Here is a 15,612-nt window from a genome sequence, read left to right as displayed (position 1 = left end):
ACACATTTTGTCTCATAAAAAAGCTGAAAAAAAAGGAAGCGTACCAGTATTTCCGATACGCTTTCTTTTTCTGATTTGTCCCTTACAAATACTTTCGGATAAAAGGAATCTATCTTGGCTGATATCCGATGTTCAGCCAATTATTACTTCAGTATCCGGGCGGTTGTGCAGATACCCGGATGCTCTGTAACCACTTGATAATTTGCTTCGCTTACTTCTTATACCATGGCAGCTCGTCGAGAGTGATGACGTACTCGCTGTTGTAGGTCTTGCTCATGACGTTTTTTTCAGTGTAGGCTTCGTTGTATCTGCCGTTTCTGACTACGAAGTCTCCGCACCATGTTCCAAACCACGACCAGCGCGAATTTGCAGCAACGACGTTGTCAATATCGAAAACAGTACCGTTCTCGGTCAGGGCAATGAGCTTATTTGTATCCGGATATTCGAGCAGCTCCGAGAACTTCGCGTTCTGAGCGCCGTAGCTGTGTTCGCCTGCGTAGATATCCTCGCCGATGACGTCAACATATTCGTCTCCGGGATACCATTCGGGGTTCTGACCGTTCCATACCCATATAAGATTTGTACAGCCGTACTTGTTGGTAAGCTCGTCGTAGAGGTAATACCAGAGCTTCTTGTATGCATCAGGTCCCTTGGCTCCCCACCAGAACCAGCCGCCTGATGCCTCGTGCAGAGGCCTCCACAGCACGGGGACTCCTGCGTCACGAAGTCGGTTGAGCTGCTTTGCTATCTCGGCGATGTCAGCATCGATGAGAGCTTTGCCCTCAGGGTCACGTCCGTCCATAACAGCGGCAATATCAAAGTTTGTATTCGAGGTGTTGAAGCCTCCCCACCAGCGCGGAGTTCCCTGCTCGGTGTCGCCCGGCTTCATATATTTATCAGGTGCGTTCCAGTGCCAGCAGAACGTGGAGATACCGCCGTGCTTGTGGAAGTCTATAGCTGTTTCGACCGCATTTGATCTTGCTCCCTTAGCCTGACGCGAAGGACAGTAGTCCATCATATCAAGTCCAACGATAGCAGGATACTTTCCTGTCACCTCGTATATAGCCTTGAATTCTTCTCCGTTCAGACCGTCATTGCAGACCTGACCTGCAAGGGTGTACTTGCCGTATGAATCGCAGAGGTAGCTGAACAGCTCCTTTGCGTTATCGTCAGCCTTGGGATTTATGAGCTTTTTATCTACCTTGTAGACGTTCGCAGAGATAGCCTCGTCCTCGGTGACAGTCAGCTTATCCATAGTTATCCACCCCCATGACTTCTTCACAGAGACCGTGTGCTTGCCTGCCTTGAGCATTACGCGGCGGAGCGCTGTATCCGTGAACCTGTCTCCAACGCTGTCGAATCCGCCGACATTCTCATTATCGACAAGTATCTCGTTGTACTTGTTTCCTCCAAGTCCCTTTGATGTGAATGTCAGGCAGTAGCTTCCTGCTGTAGGTACTTCTATGGTAAATGTGAGGTTATCGCTGTTGTCGGCAAAGTTTCCAACCGCCTTGCCGCCCGAAGCTCCCTGATCCGCGATTATAGTATTCGCGCCCGAGAGCTTCGCGTTCTCGGCTTCGTATACAGCCTTGAACTCGGTGTGCGGAGTATCCGGAGTCTGAGGCTCGTCCTTGGAGATGATAAGCTTTCTCATTGCAACGAGATCAAAGGCGTCTATCCTTCCGTCCTCACAGAGGTCGCCAGCCTGCCAGTTACTCAGCTCTGCATTTTTGTAGCCGAGCAGATACTTCTGCAAAGTTACGAGGTCTGCCGCGGAGAACTCTCCGTCGTCGTTGACGTCGCCTTTCACGGTCTCAGGCGTATGAGGCTGGCTGCCTATTTTCTTGTACACATTCTCGTACATAGTTTCCGCCCAGAGTTTCTTCATCGCCTCGTAGCCCTCAGAGTTCGGATGAACGCCGTCTGCACTGAGTCCCCACGTATTCTTTTTGAAGAAGTCGTCGAAATCGGGACCGTGAACGAGCTTGTCGCCGTATTCGTCATAGAGCTTGTCCACCATTGCATTGTAGTAGCCGACGTTGTTTCCAACGTCATTGTTCGTTGAAGAAGGTATCTTCGGCAGTACAGGCACCTTACCCGCCTTTATTATCGCGTCTATCATATACTTTGTGTTGCTGTAATAGCTCTGCACATTGTTGGGATTGCCCCAGCAGTCGTTCGTGCCGTAGGCTATGCTCACAAAATGGACAGGACTGCCGCTGAGCCATTGGTCGATGTGCTCTTTGCCGTCCTTACTGGTTATGCCGCCTATACCGCCATTTTCCTGTACAGGGAAGAATCGGCTGTCTATCTGGTTGACATAGTTTGCATAGCTCGTGCCGTAGGCGTTTACCATGCCGCCTGCAGTTATGGAATCACCGAAGAATATCCAGCTGTCGAACACGCCCTGCGAGGCGTCGTGAATGTCAAGATTGAGCGTTACCTTATCGCCGTAAGCCTTGGTGATATTCATGCGTATCCAGTTGTAGCCGTCCATATCAACAATGTGCTGACGTGAACTCAGACCGTTTCCCTCGACAGTCTCGACAACTTCCCAGCCCGATGAGGGATAGCTTCCGCCCTGAGCTTTGTTGACTTCTATCGTATAGTCGATCGGCTCAGCATTTCTGCTCGCGTATGCACCGAGATTGTCATAGCTGCTGAGATTATACCATGCCGCAAGTACCTTTTTGCGCTGTGACTGCGGTACACCCGACAGGTCATACGCAAGGTAATCGCCCGAAGATGAGCTCCACGATGTGAAGTAATGCTCGTCATTGCCCGAGGAGGCACTGTCAGACTTGCCAGAGTATGCTGGAACCCCTCTGCTTATCACAGGATTGGCTCCCCCGAAGAATGAATCTGCGGCATAAGCCTCGTTATACCAGCTTCCCTGTCTGAACATACCGGGGCTTACTGTCGCAAAACTGCTGAAAGTTATCGCTGCCGCGAGAACTGATGAGATTATTTTTTTCATATTTACCAACCTCCTGTAAAAGAATCGTCTGAATTTACTATAACACACCGGGTCACGGATTGGAGTGACATTTTGCGTACTATTTATGACATTTTGAAGCATTCCTCACAGTGTCAACGACCGTTTTTCACGTCTGAACTGTGCAGCAGTCATGCCTGTTTTCTCCTTGAACTGCCGCATGAAGTGGTTCTCGTTGTTATAGCCGCACTGCTCTGCTATCTCGGCGATACGCATATCCGTGTGTTCAAGCAGCTGCATTGCACGTTTTATCCTCGAAGTTATCACATCGTCCTTGATGCTGGTTGAGAAAAGCTGCTTGTACAGCCTTTGCAGGTGACTTTTGCTTATCCCTATATCATGGGAGATGTTCTCGATTTCCCAGTCTCTCTGCGGCTGTGAGACAATGTTCCGCCTGAGACGATAGATAAGCTCTCTGTAATCAGTGAAATTGCTCTCTGCGGCTTTTTTTCTGTCTGTCAGGAACTGCACAGCCTCATCGACCACCCGCTCTATCTCCGAACTTTCCGAAGAACCAAAAACTGCGGTGCAAGTGACAAACTCCGGCAGCCTTATATCTCCGAATCTGTCAAGCAGAGCTGATTCAACTGCCGCTATAAGATTTTCGGAGGTGTTGGCTATCCCTTCCGCGTCCTCAGACGGAATCATCACGGCGTAGGTGTTCTCGCCTATTCTCGCACACAGCCGGTGTATACAAAGCTCAGTGAGGATACCGTCAATAGCAGATCTCGGATCTACCGCACCGATTTTTTCGGGGTAGTATGTGATAAGAAGCAAGTAGCTTTTTCTGCCCTCGTTGTTGTACTGATTAAGCATCTCGGGGATGTGAATAATGAATCCACGCCTGTTGAATATGCCGGTGACCGGATCGGTCTCCGAAAGCTTCTCGAGCTGCTTGCTGAAGTACCGCTCAAACAGCCTCTTTTGCAGGCTCTTGACTCCGTTTGCCACGGAATCGCACCAGCTCACGAAGTATTCGTCTGCGGCAAGGAAAGCAAGGTCAGTGTAAGCTGTAGCTGTGTATCCAAATATCTGACCACTGCAATGCAGTGAGGTCAGCATCACAAGATGAGGCTCATGCGGTTCGCAGAGCGCGGGCAAGACCTGTGCTGTCGGGAAGCTGAAGAAAGCTTTTCCGCTGTTATCCTCCCGCCTTGAAAGCAGCATAAACATCTCGTCAGAATAGCCGTACTGCCTGAAATCGTCGGGATTGTTCATATCGCCCTGCCAGTCGCTGCAAAGGCAGACATCGAGCCATTTCACTCCCTTGAAGATGTGACACACCTCATTGATATGCTCTGACAGCTCGGATACGGACTGTGCATCGGACATACGGTGGATAAAGTCGGTCGCGATGAAAGTCCGCTTCTCACGGTTCATCATTATCATTTCTATGAGATGCGGTTCCAGTGTCGATTCCTTGCAGCAGCCGCAGCTTCTTCCGAAGCGTATGCTTTGTCCGAAAAGCTCCTGCTTGGGCATGATGCCTGCCGTCATTGCGTAAAGACGGCATACTGCATCTGCGCCGAACTGTTTGTCACGTCCCGCTATCGTTGTCACGGAAGGCTGGCATATCAGGCTGTCCCAGCCGCCGTCAAAGCCAGTGACCTTCACATCCTCGGGCACTCTTATCCCATTTTGTTTCAGGCTATCTATCAGTGCGGCAGCCATTACGTCATTGCAGCAGACTACAGCATCCGGACATCCGACAGTTCCGTCAGCAATTTCACGACCGAGCTGCGCGGGAATATCCTTCCAGAACCAGCCATAGCGGATATCACTGTCAGCGACGATTATACCACAGTCTTTGCAGGCGTCCACAAATCCGCGGACGCGCTCCTCGGAAGACTTATGGTTCGGCACCCCTGCAAGACAATACAGCTTTTTACAGCCGTGCTCGTCAGTCATGTGCCGAGTTATACGATACATACTACCGTACTCGTCAGCGTTCATGTTGTTTGCAATCTCAGAACTGCTGCCAAGCACGAGGTACGGCGTGTCAGTCTGCATGAGATAACCGTTTATCTTGTCGATGACATCCTGCGTGTGAAAGCGTTCTTCAGCAAAAATGATACCGTCAAGCCTGTGCACACATATGAGCGTGTATATATTCTCAAGGCCCGAAATATACGAATCATAGCGATATTCACGCAGGCAGTTGTATAGACCTGTATAAACTATGATGTCATAACCGAGCGCCTTTGCCTGAGCATAGACTCCCTCGACGAAATCACGGTCGAGAGGACTGTTTATTTCGGGTATAACAAGCCCGAATCTGCCTTTAGCTGTCATATTCCGCACCTCCTTCTGGGAAAACGTCTTTCTCTTACTATTATTCTATCGCAGACTGTTGAAAAAGTAAATGCGTATTTGTGCTACGATAATAGCACAAATGCAATATTTTCGTTGGCTTTTCTACCATAATTATGATAAAATCAATATAGAGGTGATGAAAATGAAATGTCTGTGCGTAGGATATCATCATATACATGACGAACGATTCGCAGTAGACCGTCCGGACGGTTCAGGCGACTGGCTGCTGCTCATAGTGAAAACTCCTGCTGTTTTCTGTATTGACGGCGAGGAGATACACACAAAGGCAGGCTCGTATATCATTTTTCCGCTCCATGCGCCGCTGAAATACTCCGCTGACGGCGACATATACATCGACGACTGGCTCCACTTTTTCCCGGACGAGGAGGACATGAGGCTCTTCAAGGAGCTTGATATACCTCTGAACAAACCTGTCCATATCGGAGATGTGAACGCTGCTTCCGCTATCATGCGGAATATATGCTTCGAATTCTACTCCGCACATCAAAAACGCAATGAGATAGTCTCGTTGTATCTGCGCATGATACTATACAAATTCAACGACCAGATGATATTCCATTACAGTGATTCATTTCTTACGGAGACCAAGTATATGCACACCCTTTTGTGGATACGTGAATCCATATTTCGCTGGCCTGAACAGGAATGGAACGCCGACTTCTTCGCTGACGAGCTTGGTATTAGCCGTTCTCGCTTCCAGCACCTTTACATCACGGCATTCGGCTCGACCATGATGCAGGACATCATTGACAGCCGCATTCAGCGCAGCTGCGAACTCCTGACCATGACTGACTCCAGAATAGAGGGCATAGCCGAGACCTGCGGATATGGCAGCGCGTCACACTTTGTGAAGCTTTTTCGCGAAAAAACCGGTCTTATGCCTGCCGTATTCAGAAAGAAGAAAATCGAACATAATAAAACCTGATCAGTCAGATATCCTGCAATCAGAATCAGTGCGTTGACTTCAGATTTGCCGTTTTGCAGATTCTCGATCTCCATATTTGTTTTCATCTCGCTGTGAAACTGCTCGCAGGCAGCATTATTATGGTAAAAAATTAAGAGTTTCTTTCTCTTAACACGACTTTCGGAACATTCTATGCGTTAAAAAAGATGAGTTGGTTGAATGTAGTTTCGATGATGATGCAATAGATGACTCAGTAAAATTCGAGAATTATCTGAATACTCATCCCGCTTTTTACACAGGCAATAATTATTGTTCGCCTGATTATGGCGCTTATAAGAAATTCATCAAAGATGAAGCATATCCCTATTTCACATTCTATGTAAATATCAATACAGCGCTATCAGAAGAGATCACACCTGATGAATTTGGATATCCGTCTGATTGGGAAATAGAACCTGTTAACGGTAAGTGGGCAGAACTACAGTTGCTGATGCTGTAACAATTCTCCAGTTCATTGGTAACCGTGACAAATATGAACTCACGGAACAAGGTAAGCTAAATGCAGATGTTGATGACATTGAGGGCATTACTCCAAATGACGCACTCACTATTCAGCAGTGGGATTCACAAGGCAAACTCTAAAGCTTTTATCATTTGAATTTATTCTCCATATAAGGCAAATGGCACTAGTTTGCGTTTCTGTTTTTTATATTTACATACTATCCGTAATGTGCTATAATATGCATATAAGTTTTGAGATTAGTGGGGGCTGAAATGAGCAACATAGTAATACTTGTAGGCAGTATGAGAATAAACGGCAATACTGCGCAGTTGGCACAGAGCTTTGCAGATGGAGCTGTCCAGAATAATAACGTTGAGATAGTGTCTGTTGCCGATTATAATGTCAATCCCTGCATAGGCTGTAACAGCTGTTTCGTGCGCGAAGGCAATAAATGTTTCCAGGATGATGACATGGTGAAGATATATGAGAAGCTAAGGAATGCGGATATTGTCGTCATTGCCTCGCCTGTATATTTCTATGGTATCAGCGCACAGCTGAAAGCTATCGTGGACAGGCTTCACACTCCCATGAGGAACACGTTTCATATCAAGAAACTCGGACTTTTGCTTGTAGGAGCAGCACAGCTCCCGAATCTGTTTGATCCGATACTGATGCAGTACCAAATGGTTTTGGACTTCTTCAAGCTTAAAAGTATCGGCACTGTACTTGTTCGCGGAGTAAAAGACATAGGTGACATTGAAAATAGCTCTGCGCCGGAAGAGGCGTATGAGCTGGGAAATTCATTAGTATAGAAAGAAGGCGATCGTATGAGATACTCCGAAGTACAGAAGATAGCGAAAGACACGATAGAATACATAAAAAATGAGATACATACAGGTGTGAAGCTGACCGAGGTACGTCGCCTTTGCGAGGATAAAATGCTTGCGTTGGGAGCAGATTCGTTCTGGTACTGGGACATTGGTGCATTTGTATTCTCAGGTGACGAGACCACAGTATCAGTCTCGGGCAGAGAGTATGTGACCTCCGACCGACTTATCGCTGCTGACGACATCATAACTATCGACCTCAGTCAACAGAACGACAATATATGGGGCGACTACGCAAGAACGATAATTCTCGAGGGCGGCAAAGTAGTTGACGATATAAGCAGTATCCGCAGTGATGAATGGCGGAACGGTCTGCTTATGGAGGAGAAACTTCACGCTGAACTGCTCAGCTTTGCGACTCCGCAGACTACATTTGAGGAGCTGTATTTCCATATCAATCAGCTAATAACTAATCGCGGATTTATCAACCTTGACTTTCTCGGCAATCTCGGTCACTCGATCGTAAAGGACAAAAACGACCGTATTTACATCGAAAATGGCAACACTGCACTGCTTTCGTCAGTGGATTATTTCACTTTTGAGCCGCATATCAGCGTCAAAGGCTCGAAATATGGGTATAAGAAAGAGAATATTTATTACTTTTCAGGCGGAAAGCTGAGAGATCTTTAAGCGGCGATAAATATGTGTCCCGTCATATCTTTGGATAGAACGACGGCGGACACTTCAATGAGCCTGAGAAGCGTATTGCTAAGGGAATAAATTGGATAGTTTGAGGTGATAACTATGACAATGCAATCAAGAGATTATTTTTATTACAAGGGGCAAAGGTTTACCTTGATTGACGTGGAAAAAGGAAAACAAATCATTGATTACGGACGTTTTAACATACCTAAAGTAAGTAGGGGGTTCTGTTCAAGTTGCTGGCGCGGTTATGAAGCGGTTTATAGTGTTGAAAAAAAGCAGCTTTGGGGAATAATAAAAGAGCGTATTTTCTTGGATGATGAAAAGTATTCTAACAAAGTTCCTGTATACTTTACTGGCAGCTGTATAATCGCATTAGATGACGAAAACGAAATGAACAACTCGGATTTTTTGGAAGCGTATTTAGACTACAAATGTGCTTATGAGTTGCATTTTACGAGAGGAATACTGAACGGAATTAATGATATATCAAAAGCAATTCAAGAAGCAAAAGAACTTGAAAATGCTAATCGAGATGAATACTTCAAGGAGCGCGAGTTACTTGCTCGCAAATACCTGAAATACAATTATGATGAGCATAAAACATATAAATGGCGTTATCCAGCAGTAAAATGGGAAAAGGTTTTTAGTAGCTTTGGGGAATCGAGGCCAAAAAAGAATGAACAGCGATAGTATGTTCAAAAACAAAGTAGCCGTAGTAACAGGCGGTGCAAATGGTATCGGAAAGTGTATAGCCGAGGAGTTCCGCAGAAAATGATGCGGCGGTGTGCGTGATAGACAAGGCTATATCCAACACGCTGAACAAGCTCCGGGTAGGTACTACTGTCAAAATCAGATACTACGACATTGATGCGTATACGAACATCGAAGGAGTAGTGAATGAGCTCAATCCCCCATACCGCAGACTCAAGGTTGTCAAGACTGCTATCTCTTTTGATGACATTTATTCCATAGAGGTGCTCGGTAACATAAAGCGGGGAGGGAACTCCCTTTGCTTTTGATAATGTGTTAGTAGATACTTACAATTGGAGGAATATAAATGTATCTTCAGGTGAAAGACGTTAAGAAAAGCTATGGTAAGGATACAAGCTACATTCAGGTGCTGAAAGGGGTTTCCACGGGACTTGAAAGAGGACAGATGTGCGTTATCCAAGGCACAAGCGGCTCGGGGAAATCCACGCTCCTTAACTGTATCGGCGGACTTGATACTATGGATTCGGGTTCGATAAAAGTTGACGGGACCGAGATATTCGGGATGAAGCCTGCACAGCTTTCGGATTATCGGCGTGATAATCTGGGATTCATCTTTCAGTTCTATAATCTTGTACCCAATCTCACTGTCAGGGAGAATATACAGATATGCCGGTATATAGCCGAAAAGCCTCTTGATATAGACGAGCTTCTGGACACTCTCGGGCTTACAGAGCATCAGAATAAATTCCCTGCACAGCTTTCGGGCGTACAACAGCAGAGATGTGCTATTGCAAGAGCACTTGTGAAGAATCCCAAGCTGCTCCTGTGTGATGAGCCCACAGGTGCGCTGGATTCAAAAACCAGCCGTGATATACTTGTTCTTCTTGAAAAGATAAACGAAAAATACGGTACTACAATGCTGATAGTTACTCACAATAATTCCATAAAAAATATGGTGCATAAGGTCATTATCATAAAGGACGGACTTGTGAAAAAGGAATATGAGAATGAAAAGAGAGTTCCTGCCGCAGAACTGGAGGACTTATAATGAATAAGATACTCAGCAAACGCCTTCTGCGTGATCTCAGAACGAATATCGGAAGATATGCCGCACTGCTTCTCCTTATAGTAATGGGGATATATCTTGTAGTTTCGATAGTCGGTTCTGCGGAAATGATAATTCGGGGAACTGAAAACCACAAGTCGGTGAATATGGTGGAGGACGGTCAGTTTACGGTATTTGTGCCGCTTTCTGATGAGAATATTTCCGAGCTGACCGACGACGGGACGCAGATAGAGCCGATACGTCAGTTAGTCAGGGAATCACGTTCTGCGGTGACGATGATCTGCGGAATGCTTGTTGCGATAATGGTCGTCATGCTGGGACTTGACTGCTATGTGATGTGCAGCAATGTCAGGGACTATACCGTCAGCGACACAAAGTATGAATACCAGTATCTGTACAAATATCCCGAGAAAACAGTCCCCGAAGTCGGAGAGGCTGCATATATCGAAACTCTCAGCACAGACTGTATGGGATATACACTTGATGTGACTGTTATCGGCATTGACGGTAAAAGCAAATATTTCGATGCCAGACCCGAAAAAGGCAAGACAAAGGCTGTTATCAACTCGTCACTGGTGGAGCGTTACGGCTACAAAGTGGGCGACAGAGTTGTGTTCAGCAACTCCGCAGCAGACGCAGATTACAGCTTTACTGTGACGGATATCAGCGATTACTCCGTTGGTTTTACGATATTTATGGACATTGGAAGTATGCGTGAGCTTTTCGGAAAGGACGAGGACTACTTCAATACAGTTTACTCAGATAAGAGGCTGGATATTGACGAGGGCAGACTGTACTCAGTCACAACAAAGGAAGACATAGAGAGAAGTGCAAGCGTATTTGTAAAGCTGATGTTCTCACTTGTGGTAACACTGATCGCGGCAGGAACAGTGGTATTCTGCGTAGTGATGTATCTTATGCTGGGGGTCATGATAGACAGGTCAGCAATGGGAATATCTCTTATCAAAATATTCGGCTATCGTCCGAAGGAGATACGGTCGCTGTATTTGAACGGAAATCTTTTTGTAGTTGCAGTAGGAGCAGCAATTGCCGTGCCTCTTGCGAAAAAGGCTATGGATATGATATTCCCGAGCTTTATCCCGAATGTTGCCTGTGCTATGAAACTTTCTTTTCCGTGGTATCTGTATGTAATGATATACTTTGCTATCATTCTTGTTTACACAGTTATCAACAGCCTGCTTATAAGAAAGATCAGGAAAATATCCCCTGCGGAGATACTAAAAAACAGAGAATAAATATGGAAAAGAGCTTATACTGAAGTGTTATACTGAAAGAGCGGTCTTATTCGGGAGCAAAAAAACGTAAGGCAGCACCGCACAAAGACCGCCTGAAGGCTTTGCACGGTATTGCCTGTACGTATTCAATCTTCTTTTATCAGGAAAGCGCGGCAGGGAGCGCCGTCACAGCCGCCGAGACAGAGCGGAGCAGCACTCAGGAAATATCTTCCCTCAGGGACATTAGTGAGGACTATCCCTTCGAGCAGAGCGATATCCGCCCCGAGCATAATGCGGTGGACAGCTTCAGGCGCGTTCTCGGGACCCACAGTCTGGCTCTCGTTCCCGAAGAGGAGAATGCGGGCATCAGCGAAAACAGCGGCAGCCTCTTCGGTCAGCACAGCCTTTCCGCCGACGAGTATCCGCTCGGCAGCATTGGCAGCCCTTGCATTCTCGAGAATCATTTCAGCGTCCGCTGCGGAGATATCCCCGTCATGACGCGCAGTCCAGCACGTGCCCGCAAACGGTTCGAGACCCATTTCATCAATGGTCCTGCCGCCGTCGAAGAAGTGGAAAGGTGCGTCGGCGTGAGTGCCGTTATGGGCGCACATTGAAAAACTTGTCAGATTGCAGGCATCGCCGTTTCTGATAAGGAGCGTCCGCTCCCTTATCGGAAGCGGGTCTCCCTCGAACACATTGCAGGAGAAAACTTCCTGCGAAATATCAATAAGCATAAGATACCTCCAAAGCGTGGGAATAACGGGTCATCGCCCTGTTACAAAACCTTGTCCGCCGCACGTGTTTCAGCCTCTTGAAGCCTTATCCTCCTCAAGGGTCTCAGCCCATTCGCGGTCTATTTTCATATTTCTTCTCATAGCCGAGATAGGGGCGGAAAGAGCCTGAAATACCTTGCTCGTTCCAACGGCATCGGACACATAATTAGCGGTACGCTCCTTGGAAATGCCGACTTTTTCCGCGACTTCGACCGCGTCGATATTAGCGCCGATGAAGAGGAATTCCCAGCCGAGTTCCTTCTGCTTGCCGATGAGATCTTTTATCTCCTTATAGGTGAACTTGCTGCTGGCATTTTCCATACCGTCTGTAGTGATGACAAACATGGTATGCTCGGGAACGTCCTCGGGGCGGGCGTACTTGTGGATATTGCTGATATGCTTTACGGCGCCGCCTATCGCGTCGAGCAGAGCCGTGCAGCCGCGCACGTAGTAGTCCTTGTCTGTCATGGGAGAAATTTCCGAGAGCTTCACGCGGTCGTGAATGACCTCGCTCTCGTTGTCGAAGAGGATAGTTGAGACAAAAGCAGTGCCTTCCTCTTTTTTCTGTTTTTCGATCATGCCGTTGAATCCGCCGATAGTGTCAGCCTCGAGACCGCCCATAGAGCCGCTTCTGTCGAGGATGAAAACGAGCTCGGTGATGTTGTTGTTGTTGTTTTTCATAGTAATTACCTCCGTTGGAAATGGTTTGTGGTTTCCCTGTGACTATATCATACCATAAACAACGGAGGGAGTGGTCGCCTGACAGGCGACATTTTACCCGCCTATGAGCGGCTGGTCGAACTCAAAGAGCACCTCGTTTATCTCGATGATATCGTAGCGCCCGTGCGAGATGAAATATTCGATGATGATGTCGAACTTGCTGCTGTGCGAGAGCGCGAATCCCGCCTTCATGAGCATATCACGGGTCTCGTCGATAGTGAGCTCGAGCGCCGCCGCGAAAGCGATGACGGTGATTTTCTTGGGCTTGTAGTTTACATCGCTGCGAATTTTCGAGAAGAGCTTGCGGTCGATGTTGGCTTTCTTGTAGCATTGAGCATCGGTCAGCCCTTTCTCGTCGATCTTTCTCAGCAGCATCTGCGAGAAGCTCTCATCCATCCGCGCCATAGCTTCGGCGAGCCCGTCGGGGAGCGCAGCTTCCTCGCAGACCGTCTCAGCCATATTGGAATGAGCCGCCATAGGAGCAGCCATAGCAGCCCCCTCCATGCTTTCGGACTTAGCCGCAAAGCTGCCGAACAGGCGGGCACGCAGTTTTCTGTCCTTATCGGTGTGCTCGGAGACATAGTTGTCATCGACAAAACGGCGTATATCCGCGAACAGCTTTTCACTGACGAGAAGCGACCCTCTGTCGAACACGACGATGTATATCATCATATCGTGCTCCATGAGGAAATCGCTGCACGTATCCATAGCGACACGCAGAGCCTCGGCGCGGGGATAGCCGTACACACCCGCGGATATCAGCGGAAAGGCGACAGTCTTGCAGCCGTTCTCCGCGGCAAGTCTGAGGCTCTCGCGGTAGCACGAAGCGAGGAGCTCTCTCTCTCCGTGACCGCCGCCCTGCCATATCGGACCGACAGTGTGTATCACGTACTTAGCGGCGAGCCTGTACCCCTTGGTTATCTTAGCTCTGCCCGTATCGCAGCCTCCGAGGGTACGGCACTCCGCGAGCAGCTCGGGACCTGCGGCTCGGTGTATCGCTCCGTCGACGCCTCCGCCGCCGAGCAGAGAGTTATTCGCGGCATTGACAATGGCGTCGCAGTCCATTTTAGTAATATCGTTTCTGACAATAGTAAGCGGCATAGCGTATACCTCCCGATGCTTATTCGTGGAACTCCGAATTGAGGAACTCCACTCTGTTTTTGAGCCATTCTATGAGAAAATCGGCAGCCTCCTCCTCGGTCCTGCACTTGCGGGCGGGAGCAGAAAGCTCATTGACAAAATCGCCGTTATTCTTTATATTGTTCCATTTCTGATAGTTTTTCTCGAAGTCGTCCCTGAACTGCACCTTATCGTTCTCGATGAGCTCCACGGTGCGGTCGAAAACGCCGCTGTCATAGGCTCTTGTCCATGTAGACTTCACGATATCGCGGTACCAGTCCTCATGAGCAAGAACGACGAGCCACGGGTTTACGGTATCGTACTCGCCGCCGCCCTTCGAGCCGCCGTTCACATCGGGGACCTTATTCGACGCATAGTAGCCCTTTCCGTCGATACAGCGGTCCTTGTTGCCCATAGCGGAATCGAAGTCCCACGGAGCCTCAAATGTCAGTTTCCTATTGCCGTCAGCGCCGAAGTCGACGTCCATGAAGAAGCTCGACCAGTAGATATCGGCGTCGCAGGTGAGCTCACTGATTATGTACATATCCGCGAGCGACTGCACGTCCACGACATTTTCGACAGCCTGCTGCGGCGTTAGTGAGGACGTCTCGGAAATGGCGGTATAACCGCTGTTGAAGACAAAAGCCTTGTCGTTATACGCCGCCTCATACATAATAGTATAGACGTTGTTGACGAAGCTCTCGATGAAATCGTGCTGTTCCTGCGAATTTACGGTACTTTTAATAGATACGCCAACAGGCTTTACAGGGTCGGAGCTGTCCTTCGGCAGAGCCTGTACCCATACCTCGTCCGAGCCGCCGTCATATGCGAGCAGGGGAGCGTTGTCCGCGAGGTCAAGCGGGAATCCGTGCAGGTCATCCTCGTTGACGTAGTAGCCGTCGAATTCAAGAAAATAGCCTATATCCGTACCCGTATAGCCTTTTTCGGGCTCGGTTACGTTGACTCTGTGCGAGCTTACCTGCTGCATATCAGCGAGCAGGTACATACCGAAGTATTCGCCGTTTATCTCAACCTGTACGAGCTCGGTATCGGCAGCGAAAAGCCCGTCCGCGGAGAGTATCTCCCGCGACGCATAGAGCGCCGCCCTGTTCCTGAGCATGGAAGCGTCCTTATACTCCGCGAGAAGCAGCCAGTTGCGCTGTTCCGCGCCGTCGTTCAGTCCGAGGAGGCTCTGTTTCTCGTCGAATTTTATCCTTAGCGGCTTCTTGTCGTATAAGGTAGTCCAGTTTCCGCGCACCTTCACCTGTGCCGAGCTCTGAGAGAGCGCAGCAGAACCGTCTGCATTTGTTAGTGCTACGTAACAGTCTTCATAATAAGGCTCTGGCGGCATTTTATAGCCTGGAGTCCACGAAGAAATAGCCTCAGCTACGTGACGTGAAACAGGTTCTGTTACGAATTTAATGGCGTCGGGAGAGGTATTCTTGGTCTGAATTGCGAGCACGGGGAGAGATGTCGGGATATTGGCTTCGGTAGGCGCTTCCGCGGATGTTTCTGTAGGTGCGGCTTGGGTCGGAGCGGTCGTTTCGGGGGTGGTCACCGACGATACGGGCAAGCCTTCATCACAGCTGAAGAGTGCTGATGCGGCGAGTGATATTACGAGTAAAAATGCAGATTTTTTCATATTTTCAACTCCAAAAACAGTATATTAGAATCATACCACAAATGCATGGAAATAGCAAGCAGAACAATTGTTCCACGTG

13 protein-coding genes and 1 pseudogene are annotated in these 15,612 nt (G+C 48.1%); 8 read left to right on the top strand and 6 right to left on the bottom strand.

The annotated features are described in order from the left end of the window. Positions 1-211: 211 nt before the first annotated feature. Both BMX22_RS16785 and BMX22_RS05605 read right to left on the bottom strand, forming a co-directional pair. Positions 212-2,977: a glycosyl hydrolase gene (locus BMX22_RS16785; RefSeq protein ID WP_318259684.1), complete on the bottom strand. Its 2,766-nt coding sequence runs from the start codon at positions 2,975-2,977 to the stop codon at positions 212-214. A 105-nt stretch (positions 2,978-3,082) separates the two neighbouring features. Next, positions 3,083-5,287 carry an AraC family transcriptional regulator gene (locus BMX22_RS05605; RefSeq protein ID WP_074741456.1) on the bottom strand — a complete coding sequence of 735 codons (2,205 nt, stop codon included), beginning with the start codon at positions 5,285-5,287 and terminating at the stop codon, positions 3,083-3,085. A gap of 163 nt (positions 5,288-5,450) precedes the next feature. Here BMX22_RS05605 and BMX22_RS05600 point away from each other — a divergent pair, with 163 nt between their 5' ends. From BMX22_RS05600 to BMX22_RS05570, 8 genes and pseudogenes are all read left to right on the top strand, one after another. Continuing rightward, the gene (locus tag BMX22_RS05600; RefSeq protein WP_074741454.1) at positions 5,451-6,254 is read left to right on the top strand and encodes a helix-turn-helix transcriptional regulator; all 804 of its coding nucleotides are present in this window, start codon (positions 5,451-5,453) and stop codon (positions 6,252-6,254) included. 753 nt (positions 6,255-7,007) lie between these two features. Further along, complete coding sequence (locus BMX22_RS05590; protein WP_074741450.1) at positions 7,008-7,547, top strand: flavodoxin family protein; 540 nt, start codon at positions 7,008-7,010, stop codon at positions 7,545-7,547. 15 nt (positions 7,548-7,562) lie between these two features. Beyond that, a complete protein-coding gene (locus tag BMX22_RS05585; RefSeq protein WP_074741448.1) occupies positions 7,563-8,252 on the top strand; it encodes a M24 family metallopeptidase in 690 nt (229 codons plus the stop codon). Between the two features lie 114 nt (positions 8,253-8,366). Further along, a complete protein-coding gene (locus BMX22_RS05580; RefSeq protein WP_074741446.1) occupies positions 8,367-8,957 on the top strand; it encodes a hypothetical protein in 591 nt (196 codons plus the stop codon). 1 nt (position 8,958) lies between these two features. Continuing rightward, positions 8,959-9,067: pseudogene (locus BMX22_RS16050) on the top strand (SDR family NAD(P)-dependent oxidoreductase); the annotation flags it as partial. Further along, positions 9,056-9,286, top strand: a complete 231-nt coding sequence (locus BMX22_RS16365) for a hypothetical protein (RefSeq protein WP_177172972.1) — start codon at positions 9,056-9,058, stop codon at positions 9,284-9,286. The pseudogene BMX22_RS16050 and the gene BMX22_RS16365, both read left to right, overlap by 12 nt. Positions 9,287-9,324: 38 nt before the next feature. Continuing rightward, a complete protein-coding gene (locus tag BMX22_RS05575) occupies positions 9,325-10,026 on the top strand; it encodes an ABC transporter ATP-binding protein (protein ID WP_074741444.1) in 702 nt (233 codons plus the stop codon). Beyond that, on the top strand, positions 10,026-11,300 hold the full coding sequence (locus BMX22_RS05570; RefSeq protein ID WP_074741443.1) for an FtsX-like permease family protein: 1,275 nt from the start codon (positions 10,026-10,028) through the stop codon (positions 11,298-11,300). The genes BMX22_RS05575 and BMX22_RS05570 overlap by 1 nt, the downstream gene beginning before the upstream one ends. A gap of 125 nt (positions 11,301-11,425) precedes the next feature. Here BMX22_RS05570 and BMX22_RS05565 read toward each other — a convergent pair whose 3' ends face one another. From BMX22_RS05565 to BMX22_RS05550, 4 genes are all read right to left on the bottom strand, one after another. Continuing rightward, on the bottom strand, positions 11,426-12,013 hold the full coding sequence (locus BMX22_RS05565) for a cyclase family protein (RefSeq protein WP_074741441.1): 588 nt from the start codon (positions 12,011-12,013) through the stop codon (positions 11,426-11,428). A gap of 69 nt (positions 12,014-12,082) precedes the next feature. After that, positions 12,083-12,733: a vWA domain-containing protein gene (locus BMX22_RS05560; protein ID WP_074741439.1), complete on the bottom strand. Its 651-nt coding sequence runs from the start codon at positions 12,731-12,733 to the stop codon at positions 12,083-12,085. Positions 12,734-12,826: 93 nt separating this feature from the next. After that, the gene (locus BMX22_RS05555) at positions 12,827-13,873 is read right to left on the bottom strand and encodes an O-acetyl-ADP-ribose deacetylase (RefSeq protein ID WP_074741437.1); all 1,047 of its coding nucleotides are present in this window, start codon (positions 13,871-13,873) and stop codon (positions 12,827-12,829) included. A 19-nt stretch (positions 13,874-13,892) separates the two neighbouring features. Beyond that, complete coding sequence (locus tag BMX22_RS05550) at positions 13,893-15,533, bottom strand: CotH kinase family protein (RefSeq protein ID WP_074741435.1); 1,641 nt, start codon at positions 15,531-15,533, stop codon at positions 13,893-13,895. Between the last annotated feature and the right edge of the window lie 79 nt (positions 15,534-15,612).

Origin of the sequence: Ruminococcus sp. YRD2003 (genome assembly GCA_900109435.1) — a bacterium.
Taxonomy (GTDB): domain Bacteria; phylum Bacillota; class Clostridia; order Oscillospirales; family Ruminococcaceae; genus Ruminococcus; species Ruminococcus flavefaciens_G.
Note: the sequence above shows the minus strand (reverse complement) of the source record. Positions and strands in the feature narration are given on the sequence as shown.

What these genes read in the sequence shown, in the direction of transcription:
- BMX22_RS05555 (WP_074741437.1), bottom strand. Translation starts at nt 13,873, where the DNA reads ATGCCGCTTACTATTGTCAGAAACGATATTACTAAAATGGACTGCGAC.
- BMX22_RS05600 (WP_074741454.1), top strand. Translation starts at nt 5,451, where the DNA reads ATGAAATGTCTGTGCGTAGGATATCATCATATACATGACGAACGATTC.
- BMX22_RS05565 (WP_074741441.1), bottom strand. Translation starts at nt 12,013, where the DNA reads ATGCTTATTGATATTTCGCAGGAAGTTTTCTCCTGCAATGTGTTCGAG.
- BMX22_RS05605 (WP_074741456.1), bottom strand. Translation starts at nt 5,287, where the DNA reads ATGACAGCTAAAGGCAGATTCGGGCTTGTTATACCCGAAATAAACAGT.
- BMX22_RS05585 (WP_074741448.1), top strand. Translation starts at nt 7,563, where the DNA reads ATGAGATACTCCGAAGTACAGAAGATAGCGAAAGACACGATAGAATAC.
- BMX22_RS05575 (WP_074741444.1), top strand. Translation starts at nt 9,325, where the DNA reads ATGTATCTTCAGGTGAAAGACGTTAAGAAAAGCTATGGTAAGGATACA.
- BMX22_RS05590 (WP_074741450.1), top strand. Translation starts at nt 7,008, where the DNA reads ATGAGCAACATAGTAATACTTGTAGGCAGTATGAGAATAAACGGCAAT.
- BMX22_RS16785 (WP_318259684.1), bottom strand. Translation starts at nt 2,977, where the DNA reads ATGAAAAAAATAATCTCATCAGTTCTCGCGGCAGCGATAACTTTCAGC.
- BMX22_RS05570 (WP_074741443.1), top strand. Translation starts at nt 10,026, where the DNA reads ATGAATAAGATACTCAGCAAACGCCTTCTGCGTGATCTCAGAACGAAT.
- BMX22_RS05580 (WP_074741446.1), top strand. Translation starts at nt 8,367, where the DNA reads ATGACAATGCAATCAAGAGATTATTTTTATTACAAGGGGCAAAGGTTT.
- BMX22_RS05550 (WP_074741435.1), bottom strand. Translation starts at nt 15,533, where the DNA reads ATGAAAAAATCTGCATTTTTACTCGTAATATCACTCGCCGCATCAGCA.
- BMX22_RS05560 (WP_074741439.1), bottom strand. Translation starts at nt 12,733, where the DNA reads ATGAAAAACAACAACAACAACATCACCGAGCTCGTTTTCATCCTCGAC.